Here is a 12,373-nt window from a genome sequence, read left to right as displayed (position 1 = left end):
CCCCGGGCGTAAGCACCCGCCCAACAAAAAAACACCCCGGGAGACGCTCAAGTGAGCATGACGCTGTTTGATTCCCCGTCCTTCGCGAACCACGAAGGCGTCCACGCTGTCTTTGATGAAAAGACCGGTCTGCGCGCCATTATCGCTGTTCACTCAACCGCACGCGGTCCGGCCGTCGGCGGCACCCGGATGTGGAACTACGCCTCCAGCGCCGAAGCGCTCGAGGATGTCCTGCGCCTGTCGCGCGGCATGAGCTACAAGAACGCCGTCGCGGATCTGGAGATGGGCGGCGGCAAGTCGGTGATCATCGGCGACTCGAAGACCCAGAAATCCCCCGAGCTGTTCCGCGCCTTCGGCCGCGCCGTCGATACGCTGGGCGGCATCTATTACGCGGCGGAGGACGTCGGCGTGTCGGTCGCCGACATCGCCGAAGCCCGCAAGGTCACCCCCTATGTGCTGGGCCTGAACGACGGTCCGGAAGCCTCGGGCGATCCGAGCCCCGTCACCGCCGAGGGCGTGTTCCGCTCGACCTTGCTGGCTGCCCGACGCGTGTGGAACCAGGACGACCTGACCGGCCTGACCGTCTCGGTCCAGGGCATCGGCCACGTCGGCGGCTATCTGGCCGACAAACTGTACGCCGCCGGCGCCAAACTGATCATGACCGACGTGAACACGGCCCTGCTCGCCGAGGTCGCCGCCCGCACCAACGCCGAGGTGGTCGCCCCCGACGCCATCTATGACGTCAAGGCCGACATCTATGCGCCCTGCGCCCTCGGCGCGACGCTGAACCCGCAGACCCTCGACCGCCTGACGGTCAAGGCCGTGGTCGGCGCGGCCAACAACCAGCTGGCCACCCCCGACATCGGCCAGACGCTGTTCGAGCGCGGCGTGCTGTACGCCCCCGACTATGTCGTCAACGGCGGCGGCATCATCAATGTGGCCTCGGAACTGCGCGCCCGTCAGGCCGGCGGCGCCTATGATCCGGCCTGGGTCGAGACCAAGCTGTCGCGCCTGATGGAAACCTTCGAGGAGGTCCTGGACCGCTCGGCCTCCGAAAAGCGTCCGACCCACCAGATCGCCGACGCCATCGCCGAGGCCCGCATCAACGCCGCCCGCGATCAGAAGGCCGAGCAGCGCAAGGCGGCGTAAACACCCTCTACCGAGCATCCCGGCATTCGCCGGGATGCACGGTGACAAGTCAGCCTCCCCAAGCCCACAACGTCCGGTTTTGACGTACCGGCCGCCTATCCTGCCTCATGGACCAACGGGGCTATCCGGACCATCCGGACTATCCGGACACAAAAAACGGCGCAGGCGGCATTTCCTGCATCGGCGCCGGATTCGCACCCCGGGGGCATAGGGCTCACTATCGCCTGAACCGCCCTTTGATTCGGGCCGAGGCGCCATGACCGCAACCCACAGGACCGCACCGCTGGCCCGAGCCTTCGATCCGATGCTCATCCTGATGGTGGTGGGCTCGATCGTCGCTGTCGGCGCGCTGGCCTGGCCCGCCTTCCGCTCGGATCCGATGAGCGCGCCCGGGCTGGTGCTGCTCTTCACCGTCGGGGCCGTAGCCCTGATCGGCCTGTTCTCCCTCATGCGCGGCGAGTCCCGCCAGCCGATGAGCGACGCCGCCGTCGACCTGCTGGACGCCATGGCCGAGCCCGCCGCCCTGGTCTGGGCCACCGGCCAGGTTCTGGCCTTCAACGGCGCCTGGGCCGAGGCCAATGGCGCCACCACAGCCCTGCCCAAGGGCAGGTCCGCCTCGGCCCTCTACATGGCCTTCGCCCAGGCCCGGGCGGGCGAACAGGGCCGCGCCATCGTGGTCATCGGCGAGCGCGAGCAGGAGGTGCTGATCGGCGCCGCGGGGGACGGCCGTTTCCTCGTCCGCGCCGCGCCTGAGGCCGTCCTGCCCGTGGGAGCCGCGGCGACCGGCCGCCCCGCCACCATTTCGAACGCGGTCGAGAGCCGCGCCATGGCCGCCGGCGCGCCCTTCGGCTCGGCCGTCATCGCCGCCGAGGACCTGTTCGCCGGCAAGGTCGAGGAGGCCAACGCCGCCCTGTCGGTGCTGACCGGCCCCGCCGCCGCCCGCGACGCCGCCTTCGGCCATCTGTTCGATCCCGGTCTTGTGACCGAAGCCCGCGCCAGGCTGGAAGACGGCTCTTCGGGCCCCATCGAACTGATCGCCCGCGCCTTCCCCGACAAGATGCTCCACCTGTATGTCGCGCCCGAGGGCGACAAGCGGCGCATCTGGCTGTTCGACGTCTCGGCCCAGAAGTCGATGGAGCTGCAGCTCTCGCAGGCCCAGAAGATGCAGGCCGTGGGCCAGCTGGCCGGCGGCGTGGCCCACGACTTCAACAACCTGCTCACCGCGATCCAGCTGCAGCTCAGCGGCCTGCTGGAGCGGCACCCCGTCGGCGATCCGTCGTACGAGGGCCTCAACGAAATCCGCCAGACCGCCATCCGCGCCGCCGATCTGGTCCGCAAACTGCTGGCCTTCTCGCGCAAGTCGACCGTGCGCCGCGAGCGGCTCGATCTCGGCGAGCTGGTCGGCGAATTCGCCGTCCTGCTGCGCCGCCTGCTGCGCGAGGACGTGCGGCTGGAGACCGACTACGGCCGTGACCTGCCGGTGGTCCTCGCCGACAAGAGCCAGCTCGAGACGGCGGTGATGAACCTGGCCGTCAACGCCCGCGACGCCATGCGCGGTGTTGTTGAACCGGGCGCCGGCGTGGTCACAATCCGCACGGCCCGCCTGTCCGCCGACGAGGCCCGGGCGCTCGGCTGGGCCAATCCCGCCACCGACGCCGTCGCCCTGATCGAGGTGGCCGATACCGGCCCGGGCGTTCCTCCGGAGCTGCTCGACAAGATCTTCGAACCCTTCTTCACCACCAAGGCGGTGAACGAGGGCACGGGCATGGGTCTGGCCACCGTCTACGGCATCGTCGAGCAGGCTGGCGGCCACATCAATGTGTCGAACGCCGCCGGCGGCGGCGCCGTCTTCCGCATCTTCCTGCCCGAGGCCGCCGAGGCGGATCTGGCCGAGACCCCGGTGATCGAGAAGGCGGCCAAGGCCCCACGCGACCTGTCGGGCGCCGGCCGCATCCTGTTCGTCGAGGACGAGGCCGCCGTGCGCGGCATCGCCGCCCGCCTGCTGCGCCAGCGGGGCTATGAGGTCATCGAGGCCGAGGACGGCGAACAGGCGCTGGAACTGGCCGAGCAACACGCCGGGACCATCGACATGATGATCTCGGACGTCATCATGCCCGGCCTCGACGGGCCCGCCCTGCTGAAGAAGGCGCGACCCTTCCTGGGCGACGCCCCGGTGCTGTTCATTTCGGGCTATGCCGAAAGCGACTTCTCGGACCTGCTCCAGGACGAGGTCGGGGTCTCCTTCCTGCCCAAGCCGCTGGACATCAAGACGCTGGCGGAGCGGGTGAAGCAGGAACTCCATGCGGGCTGAGACCGTCGAAAGCTGAACCATCGGTAACTTGCCAGCGCGGCCCCGAGGTCTTCCATTGGCGGCCCCATCGTCTGGAGTCTCGCCATGCTGGACCGTCGTCGCCTGCTGCTGTCTTCCGCCGCCGGTCTCGGCATGGCCGTCGCCGGCCCTGCTCTCGCGGCGTCGCCCCAGGCCTCCGGCGGCGCCCGGGTCACGGCCCTGCTCGATCGGATGATGCAGGAGTTTCTGGCGGAGTCGCCGGAGTTCATGACCTCGCTCGGCCTCGACACCGGCCCCAACGCCGGGGTTCGCAGTCGTCTCGACGACCGCTCCCTGGCCTTCGTCGACCGCTCGTTCGCGGCCTTCCGCGGCTATGACGCCGAGTTGAGGACCATCGACCGGACCGAGCTGACGGGGATGGATGCGGTCAATTACGACACCACCCGCTTCATTCTCGATGGCGCCGCAGTGGCCGACGGATTCAACTACGGCGTCCAATCGCCCGTCGGCGGCGCCAGCCCCTATCTCGTCAGCCAGTTGACCGGCAGCTACACCGGCATCCCGCAGTTCCTGGACACCCAACATCAGGTGCGCACGGCGGAGGACGCGGAGACCTATCTCGCCCGGCTCTCGGCCTTCGCCGCGGTGCTGGATGTGGAGACCGATCGGGTGCGAGCCGATTTCGCAGCCGGAGCGACGCCCCCGGACTTCGTCCTGCGACGCACGGGCGAGCAGTTCGCCGCCACCCTCGGAATCGATCCGGCCCGATCAGGCTTGACACAGTCTCTGGTGCGGCGGACTGCCGAGGCCGGGGTCGCCGGCGACTGGGCCGCGCGCGCCGAGGCGATCGTGCGCCAAGCCGTCTATCCCGCCCTGCAGCGTCAGGCCGAGGTCATCTCCGCCGCCCTGCCGGGCGCTACCTCGGACGCCGGCTGCTGGCGCCTGCCGGACGGCGAAGCCTACTATCGCTACGGCGTGCTCAGCTACACCACCACAGACATGAGCGGCGACGAGATCCATGAGATCGGGCTGGCCCAGGTCGCCGAACTCAGCGCCCGCGCCGATGCGATTCTCAGGGCGCAGGGTCTGACTCAGGGCTCGGTCGGCGAGCGCATCGCCGCTGTCGCCCGTCGTCCCGACCAACTGTACCCCAACACCGACGCGGGCAAGGCCCAGCTGCTCGCCGACCTCAACGGCCAGATGGCGCGGATGCAACAGCGACTGCCCGAGGTCTTCGGTCGTCTGCCGAGGGCTTCGGTCGAAATCCGACGGGTTCCGGTCGAGATCGAGGCCGGCGCGCCGGGAGGCAGCTATCAGATGCCGGCCATGGATGGTTCGCGTCCGGGCGCCTACTACATCAACCTGCGCGACACCGCCGAGACGCCGCGCTTCACCCTGCCGACCCTGACCTACCATGAGGCATCGCCCGGCCACCATTTCCAGATCGCCGTCGCGCTCGAGGCCCAGGGCATTCCGATGCTGCGCAAGATGCCGCTGTTCTCCGGCTACACCGAGGGCTGGGCGCTCTACGCCGAACAGCTGGCCGACGAGATGGGCGTCTATGCGGAGGACCCCCTGGGCCAGCTGGGTTATCTCCAGTCGTTCATGTTCCGCGCCACCCGGCTGGTCGCGGATTCGGGCCTGCATCACAAGCGCTGGAGCCGCGAACAGGCGGTCCGCTATATGGTCGAGACTCTCGGGGATGCGGAATCGACCATGACGACCGAGGTCGAACGCTATTGCGTGTGGCCGGGGCAGGCGTGCAGCTACAAGCTCGGCCACACGGTCTGGGATCGCACCCGGACCCGGGCGAAGGCTGCGTTGGGCGGTCGCTTCGACATCCGGGGATTCCACGACACCGCCCTGGCGGCGGGCGCCATACCGCTCGAGGTGCTTGAACGCCTGGTCGCGGACTGGACCGCGAGCGTCCAGGCAGGCTGATCCGCCTGTCATGCGGCCTTACGGGATCGCTCTCTTGCCAATCACTATCCGGCGCCATCCTTTGGCGCCTCGCGCCAAAAGGAGCCTGTCGCCATGATCGATCGCCGCCGCCTTATGTTCACCGCCGCCGCCGGCGCCGGTCTCGCCGCCTGCGGACAGGCGCTGGCCCAGACCCCGGCGGCGGCCGGTTCGGCCTCCGCCGCGCTCACCGCCCTGATGGACAAGATCGTCCAGACCTTTCTCATGGAGTCGCCCGAGACCCTGACGTCGCTTGGCATGGACAAGGGTCCGATGGCTGCGATGAAGTCCCGCCTCGACGACCGGTCACAGGCCAAGATCGACGCCGACCGGGCCGTGTTCAGAGGGCAGATGGCTGAGCTGAGGGGCATCGAGAGGAACGCCCTGCCGGCGACCGAAGGCGTCTACCACGACACCCTGACCTTCTTCGGCGACACCCAGATGATGGGCGACCGCTTTCCCTATGGCGGGGGCGGGTTCGGCCCGGCTCCCTATACGATCTCCCAGCTGACGGGCTCCTACCAGAACCTTCCCGACTTCCTCGACACCCAGCACGCGATCGAGACCGCAGAGGACGCCGAGGCCTATCTGGCCCGCGTCGCCGCCTTCCCGACGGCGCTGGATCAGGAAACGGCGCGGATGCAGGCCGATTTCGCCGCTGGCGCCGTGCCGCCGGACTTCATCATCGACAAGACCCTGCTTCAGCTCGCCAACCTCTACGAGACCCCCGCGGAACAGTCGGTCCTGACCACCTCCGTCGTGCGACGGACGGGTGAGAAGAACGTCGCCGGCGACTGGGGGGCTCGCGCCCGGCGGATCGTCGAAAGCGAGGTCTATCCGGCCTTGCGCCGTCAGGCCGAAGCCATGCGCGCGCGCCGCGCCGGGGCCACCCATGACGCCGGCGTCTGGCGGCTGCCCGATGGCGAGGCCTATTACGACTGGGGCATCCGCAGCTACACCACCTCGACCCTGTCGGGCGCGGAAATCCACGATCTCGGCCTGCAGCAGGTGGCGGAGCTGTCGGCCCGCGCCGACGTGCTGCTGAAGGCCCAGGGTCTGACCCAGGGATCGGTCGGCGAACGCATCTCCGCCCTCGGCAAGGATCCGGCCCAGCTCTACCCGAACACGGACGCCGGCAAGGAACAGCTTCTGGCGGACCTCAACGCCCAGATGGCCGACATGGCAAAACGCCTGCCGCAATATTTCGGGCGCATCCCGTCGGCCCCGGTCGAAATCCGCCGCGTGCCGACCTTCATCGAGGCGGGGGCGCCGGGCGGCTACTACAATTCGCCGGCGCTCGACGGCTCGCGGCCCGGCGCCTACTACATCAACCTGCGCGACACGTCCGAATGGCCGCGCATGCAGCTGCCGACCCTGACCTATCACGAGGCCTCTCCGGGCCACCACCACCAGATCGCCCTGCAACAGGAGCAGGCCGACCGGCCGTTGCTGATGAAGGTGCTGGGCTTCTCGGCCTATTCCGAGGGATGGGCCCTCTACTCCGAACAGCTGGCCGATGAGATGGGGGTCTATGCCGACAACCCTGTCGGCCAGATCGGCTATCTGCAGTCCCTGTTGTTCCGCGCCACCCGGCTGGTCGCGGATTCCGGTCTGCATCACAAGCGCTGGAGCCGCGAACAGACCATCCGTTACATGGTCGAGACGCTGGGCGACGCCGAGAGCGCGGTAACCACGGAGGTCGAGCGCTACTGCGTCTGGCCGGGTCAGGCCTCCAGCTACAAGGTCGGGCACAACAAATGGGTCGAGCTGCGCGCCAAGGCCCAGGCCGCACTCGGCGACCGTTTTGACATACGGGCCTTCCACGACGCAGGCATGAACGCCGGCGGCGTGCCGTTGACGGTGCTGGACAAGATCATGACCGACTGGATCGCCGCCCGGCGCGCCTGACCTGAAACGCACAGTCGCCATCCGAGGATTTTCCCATGCTCGACCGCCGTCGTCTGTTGCTCTCTACCGCCGGCTTCGGCCTGATGGCCGCTGTGCCTGCCGCCGCACAGGCTCCGGCCCTGTCCGAAGCGGACGCCCGGCTGGACGCCATACTGACCCGCTGGTTCAACGAGAACGTGGACCTGTCGCCGGAGTACGCCACCAACCTCGGGCTGGATCGCGACGCGCGCGCCGGCCTGACCGGCAAGCTGCGGCAGGTCGGTCTGGCGGACGCCGAGATGGACCGCGCGCGCGCCCGGGCCCGGTGGGCTGAAATCCAGACGGTGTCCGAAGCGGGCCTGTCCGATCAGGCCAAGGTCTCCCTGGCCGTCTATCGCTTCACGGCCGAGGGCGCCGCGCGCGCGGCTGACATCCCCTATGGCGGCGGCATCGGGCCCTATGTCGTGACCCAGCGGTCGGGCGCCTATTTCTCGCTACCGGACTTCATGGCCAATCAGCACCGGGTCGAGACGCAGGCCGACGCCGAGGCCTTCCTCTCGCGCCTGTCGGCCTTCGCGGTCGTGCTCGATCAGGAGAACGAACGGATTACGGCGGACGCGGGTCTGGGCGTCATGCTGCCGTCCTTCCTGATGGACAAGACCCTGACCCAGCTGCGCACCCTGCGCGACACGGCGCCCACCGACATGGCCATGATCCAGGCGCTGGTGCGCAAGACCGGCGAGAAGGGAATCGCCGGAGACTGGGGCCCCCGCGCCGCCGCCATCGTCGAGGCCGAGGTCAAGCCGGCGCTGGGCCGCCAGATCGCCGTGTTCGAGGCCCAGCGCCCGAGCGCCACGGAGGACGCCGGGGCCTGGAAGCTGCCGCAGGGCGACAAGACCTACGCCCTGGCGCTGCGCGCCTACACCACCACCGACTACAGCCCGCAACAGGTCCACGACACCGGCCTGCAGCAGGTCGCCGAAATCCAGGCCGAGATTGACGCCATCCTGAAGGGGATGGGCATGACCGAGGGGTCGGTCGGCCAGCGGATCAAGTCGCTCAGCGAAGATCCGCAACATCTGTGGCCCAACACAGACGAGGCCAAGGTCGAGTTGATCGGCTCGCTGAACCGCCAGATGGCCGAGCTGACGCCGCTGCTTCCCCGGGTGTTCAACACCCTGCCCAAGGCCCCGGTCGAAATCCGCCGCGTACCGCCGGCGATCGAACTGGGCGCGCCGGGCGGCTATTATCAGGCGGCGTCGCTGGATGGTTCGCGGCCGGGCGCCTACTACATCAACCTGTCGAACACGGCGAACTGGCCCAAATGGGGTCTGCCGACCCTGACCTATCACGAGGCCAGCCCCGGCCACCATTTCCAGATCACCGTGGCGCGCGAGGCGGGCAGCCTGCCGATCTACCGCCGCGTCGCCGGCAACTCGGCCTACAATGAGGGCTGGGCGCTGTACGCCGAGCGCGTGGCGGCCGACGATCTGGATGTCTACGCCGGCAATCCGCTGGGCCGTGTGGGCTATCTGCAGTCGTATCTGTTCCGGGCCGTGCGTCTGGTCGTCGACACCGGCCTGCACCACAAGCGCTGGAGCCGCGATCAGGCCATCCGGTACATGATCGAGGAATGCGGCGAGCCGCCGGAATCGGCCGAGAAGGAGATCGACCGCTACTGCGTCTCCATCGGCCAGGCCTGTTCCTACAAGCTGGGCCAGACGGTGATCGCGCGCCTGCGGGCCGAGGCCGAGGCCCGTTCGGGCTTCGATCTGAAAACCTTCCACGACCGGGTTCTGCTGAACGGGTCGGTGCCGCTGGCGGTGCTGGAAGGGCTGATGAGCGCTCAGGCCTGAGCCTCTGCCGCCAGCACCTTCCGGGCGGCGATGATCGTGGGATCGGCGTCGGCCTGGGCGGCCAGCCATTCGCGGAAGCGGGCGATCTTGGGCGACCGCCGGCGTCCCTCGGGCCAGACCAGATAGTAGCCGGTGTGGAATGACACCGTCTGGGCGAAGGGGCGGACCAGCAGGCCGTTGCGCAGTTCGCGCGCGAACAGGATGGGCGAGGCCAGGGCCACGCCCTGATCGCCCAGGGCGGCAGCAACTTCCAGCACCTGATAGTCGGCCGTCAGCCGGGTCATGGCCGGGGCGCCGCCGCTGACGCCCGCGGCGGCGAACCAGGCGGCCCATTCCTTCTCCATCCCGATCCGCGGCGCATGGAGCAGGTCGGCGGGTTCGGTCAACTTGAGCCGTTCGGCCATGGCCGGGCTGCAGACCGGGGTGAAGACGCTGGGCATCAGCAACTGGCTTTCCATGCCCGGCCAGTCGCCGTGCCCCGAGCGCAGACCGACGTCGAAGCCCTCGCGGGACAGGTCGAGCAGGACGGGATTGGTGTCCAGCCGCACCGCCAACCCGGGATTGGCGACCTGGAAGGCGCCCAGCCGCGGCGCCAGCCACTGCGCCGCCAGCGAGGCCAGGGTGGTGATCGACAGGATATGTTCGTCGGCCTCGGTCAGGTCGCTGACGGCGCGGCGCAGCAGGGTCATGGCCTCGGTGGCGGCGCGGGACAGCCGCTCGCCGCCTTCGGTCGGCTGGACCTCGCGGGGCAGGCGGCGGAACAGGCTCTGACCCAGCCGGCCCTCCAGCGCCTTGATCTGCCAACTGACCGCCGCCTGGGTCATGCCCAGTTCCTCGGCGGCGCGGGTGAAACTCTTCAGACGGGCGGCGGCCTCGAACACGCGGATCGAGGCGAGAGGAATGCCGGCGAGGGGATCGGCCATAAGCGAACCTTATGTGATGGAGCTACAATCTGGTTTGTACGGCGCCGGTGTCAAGCCCATCTTGGTCATATCAGCAGAGCAAGGCCAGAGGAGGCCGAGATGGAAGAGATACATCACACCCATAAGGAGCCTGCATGGGGCTGGCTGTCCGTCCTGCACGACTGGCGTCGTAGCCGGACGCGCCAACGCCTGCGCACCCCGGACCGCATCGTTACGCCCTGGAGCCGCTGAGCCGGGTTCGCCCATCCGGTCTGCCGCAGGCGAAATTCCCTTCTCCCCAAGGCGTGATCGTCGGCCCCCCGATGGGTCGAGGCCCGGATCCTGGAGTCTCCTGCTCCCGGGGTCCGGGCTGAGCCGTGTCGGCGCTGGACATTCAATCCCCGGACCTTGTCAGGCGGAGGCCGCCGCGCGAGGGTGAGGCGCTCTTCGGGGAAAAAGCCATGCTCAGTCGCCGCCGCCTGCTGACCTCCGCCGCCGGCGGCCTGGGGCTTCTCGCCCTTCCCGCCGTCGCCCGCGCCGGCGTTCCGGCCTGGCAGGGCGACGCGAGGTCCCGGGCCCGGGCCCTGTATGACGCCATCTTCGAGGGCACGCTGGAGGCCTCGCCGATTGGGGCCACGGGCCTCGGGCTGGACGTGGGCCCGCGCGCCGCGCTGAAATCCCGCCTCGACAGCCGCAGCTATGAGGACCGGCTGAACATCTTCAAGCCGATTGCCGAGGCCCGCCCGGCTCTGGGCGCCATCGACGCTTCGGGCCTGACGGGCCGGGACCGTTCGGATTTCGACACCGTGGTCTGGATGGCGGACCGTTCGGCGGAAATCGCCGCCTTCCCCTTCGGCGGCGTCGACAGCTACGGCTACCCCTGTCCGTATGTGATCACCCAGCTGACCGGCCTGTATCAGGCCGTTCCGGACTTCCTCGACAGCCAGCATTCGGTCGCCTCGGCAGCTGACGCAGAAGCCTATCTGTCGCGGCTGGAGAGTTTCGCCGAGGGCATGAACCATGAGACGGCGCGCTCGGCCTCGGATGCGGCCGACCACGGGATCGTTCCGCCCGACTTCGTGATCAACAAGGCCCTGACCCAGCTTCGCGCCCTGCGCAGCGAGACCGGAGAGGGCGCCGGTCTTGTCCGATCCCTCGTTCGCAAGACGTCCGAGGCCGGGGTCGCCGGCGATTGGGCGCGGCGGGCGGCGGCGCTGGTGGACGGGCCGGTCGCGGCGGCGCTGGACGCCCAGATCGCGCAGATGGAGCGGCATCTTTCGAACGCAGCGCATGACGCGGGGGTCGGCACGCGCCCGAATGGTGACGCCTATTACAACCTGTGTCTCCGGTTCCAGACCTCGACCGGTCTGACCCCGCGCGAGGCGCATCAGGTCGGGCTCGATCAGGTGGCGCAGATCGAGGCGCTGGCCGATCCGCTGCTGCGCCAGCGCGGCTATACCGAGGGCTCGGTCGGCGCGCGCCTGACCGCCTTCGGGCGCCAGCCTGAATATCTTTATCCGAATACGGACGAGGGCCGCTCCGCGCTGCTGGCCGACCTCAACCGGCAGGTCGCCGCCATCGAGGCGCGGCTGCCCGATGTGTTTGAGCGCCTGCCGCGCGCGCGGGTCGAGGTGCGCCGGGTGCCGCCGGCCATCGAACTGGGGGCGCCGCGCGGCTACGCCCAGAGCCCGTCCCTGGATGGGTCGCGGCCAGGCGCCTACTATATCAACCTGGTCGACACGGCGATCTGGCCACGCTGGGCCCTGCCGACCCTGACCTATCACGAGAGTCTGCCGGGGCATCACCTGCAGGGCGCGCTGGCGCTGGAGGCGACCGGCACGCCCCTGCTGCACAAGTCGCTGGGCTTCAACGCCTATGGCGAGGGCTGGGCCCTGTACGCCGAACAGCTGGCCGACGAGCTGGGCATGTATGACGGCTTCACCGAGGGCAGGCTGGGCTACCACCAGTCCTTCCTGTACCGGGCGGCGCGCATCGTCATCGACACCGGCATCCATGCCCTGGACTGGAGCCGCGAACAGGCCATCGCCTATATGGTCGACACCGTGGGCCTGGCGCCTGGCGCGGCCGAGAGCGAGATCGAGCGCTACTGCGTCTGGCCCGGTCAGGCCTGCGGCTACAAGATCGGCCACACCGAGATCGACCGGCTGAGGACCGTCGCCCGCGAGCGGACCGGCGACCGGTTCGACATCAAGAGCTTCCACTCGGCGGTGCTGGACGGCGGGGCCATGCCGCTGGAGGTGCTGGGCCGTGTGGTCGATCAGTGGACGGCGGCGCGGCTGGCCTGACGAAAAACACCGTCCGAAGAGTCC

The 12,373-nt window shown here is 69.0% G+C and carries 8 protein-coding genes; 7 read left to right on the top strand and 1 reads right to left on the bottom strand.

All coding sequences use genetic code 11. The annotated features are described in order from the left end of the window. Positions 1-57 precede the first annotated feature (57 nt). The 5 genes from BrevBR_RS04950 (at position 58) to BrevBR_RS04930 (ending at position 9,141) form a co-directional block, all read left to right on the top strand. Positions 58-1,149, top strand: coding sequence for a Glu/Leu/Phe/Val family dehydrogenase (locus BrevBR_RS04950; protein ID WP_332639667.1), 1,092 nt, complete (start codon positions 58-60; stop codon positions 1,147-1,149). A gap of 256 nt (positions 1,150-1,405) precedes the next feature. Next, positions 1,406-3,460, top strand: coding sequence for a cell cycle histidine kinase CckA (cckA, locus tag BrevBR_RS04945; RefSeq protein WP_332639666.1), 2,055 nt, complete (start codon positions 1,406-1,408; stop codon positions 3,458-3,460). 84 nt (positions 3,461-3,544) lie between these two features. Then, entirely contained in the window at positions 3,545-5,380 is a 1,836-nt protein-coding gene (locus BrevBR_RS04940) for a DUF885 domain-containing protein (protein ID WP_332639665.1), read from the top strand. A gap of 93 nt (positions 5,381-5,473) precedes the next feature. Continuing rightward, positions 5,474-7,306, top strand: a complete 1,833-nt coding sequence (locus BrevBR_RS04935) for a DUF885 domain-containing protein (RefSeq protein ID WP_340000136.1) — start codon at positions 5,474-5,476, stop codon at positions 7,304-7,306. Between the two features lie 35 nt (positions 7,307-7,341). After that, a complete protein-coding gene (locus tag BrevBR_RS04930) occupies positions 7,342-9,141 on the top strand; it encodes a DUF885 domain-containing protein (protein WP_340000135.1) in 1,800 nt (599 codons plus the stop codon). Here BrevBR_RS04930 and BrevBR_RS04925 read toward each other — a convergent pair. After that, complete coding sequence (locus BrevBR_RS04925) at positions 9,132-10,064, bottom strand: LysR substrate-binding domain-containing protein (protein ID WP_340000134.1); 933 nt, start codon at positions 10,062-10,064, stop codon at positions 9,132-9,134. The genes BrevBR_RS04930 and BrevBR_RS04925 overlap by 10 nt on opposite strands. 99 nt (positions 10,065-10,163) lie before the next feature. Between BrevBR_RS04925 and BrevBR_RS04920 the strand changes: the two genes are divergently transcribed. Both BrevBR_RS04920 and BrevBR_RS04915 read left to right on the top strand, forming a co-directional pair. After that, the gene (locus BrevBR_RS04920; protein ID WP_332639661.1) at positions 10,164-10,295 is read left to right on the top strand and encodes a hypothetical protein; all 132 of its coding nucleotides are present in this window, start codon (positions 10,164-10,166) and stop codon (positions 10,293-10,295) included. Positions 10,296-10,504: 209 nt separating this feature from the next. Further along, positions 10,505-12,349 carry a DUF885 domain-containing protein gene (locus tag BrevBR_RS04915; RefSeq protein WP_340000133.1) on the top strand — a complete coding sequence of 615 codons (1,845 nt, stop codon included), beginning with the start codon at positions 10,505-10,507 and terminating at the stop codon, positions 12,347-12,349. Positions 12,350-12,373 lie beyond the last annotated feature (24 nt).

Origin of the sequence: Brevundimonas sp. BR2-1, from assembly GCF_037626195.1 — a bacterium.
Taxonomy (GTDB): Bacteria; Pseudomonadota; Alphaproteobacteria; order Caulobacterales; family Caulobacteraceae; genus Brevundimonas.
Note: the sequence above shows the minus strand (reverse complement) of the source record. Positions and strands in the feature narration are given on the sequence as shown.

What these genes read in the sequence shown, in the direction of transcription:
- BrevBR_RS04915 (WP_340000133.1), top strand. Translation starts at nt 10,505, where the DNA reads ATGCTCAGTCGCCGCCGCCTGCTGACCTCCGCCGCCGGCGGCCTGGGG.
- BrevBR_RS04950 (WP_332639667.1), top strand. Translation starts at nt 58, where the DNA reads ATGACGCTGTTTGATTCCCCGTCCTTCGCGAACCACGAAGGCGTCCAC.
- BrevBR_RS04925 (WP_340000134.1), bottom strand. Translation starts at nt 10,064, where the DNA reads ATGGCCGATCCCCTCGCCGGCATTCCTCTCGCCTCGATCCGCGTGTTC.
- BrevBR_RS04940 (WP_332639665.1), top strand. Translation starts at nt 3,545, where the DNA reads ATGCTGGACCGTCGTCGCCTGCTGCTGTCTTCCGCCGCCGGTCTCGGC.
- cckA (WP_332639666.1), top strand. Translation starts at nt 1,406, where the DNA reads ATGACCGCAACCCACAGGACCGCACCGCTGGCCCGAGCCTTCGATCCG.
- BrevBR_RS04935 (WP_340000136.1), top strand. Translation starts at nt 5,474, where the DNA reads ATGATCGATCGCCGCCGCCTTATGTTCACCGCCGCCGCCGGCGCCGGT.
- BrevBR_RS04930 (WP_340000135.1), top strand. Translation starts at nt 7,342, where the DNA reads ATGCTCGACCGCCGTCGTCTGTTGCTCTCTACCGCCGGCTTCGGCCTG.
- BrevBR_RS04920 (WP_332639661.1), top strand. Translation starts at nt 10,164, where the DNA reads ATGGAAGAGATACATCACACCCATAAGGAGCCTGCATGGGGCTGGCTG.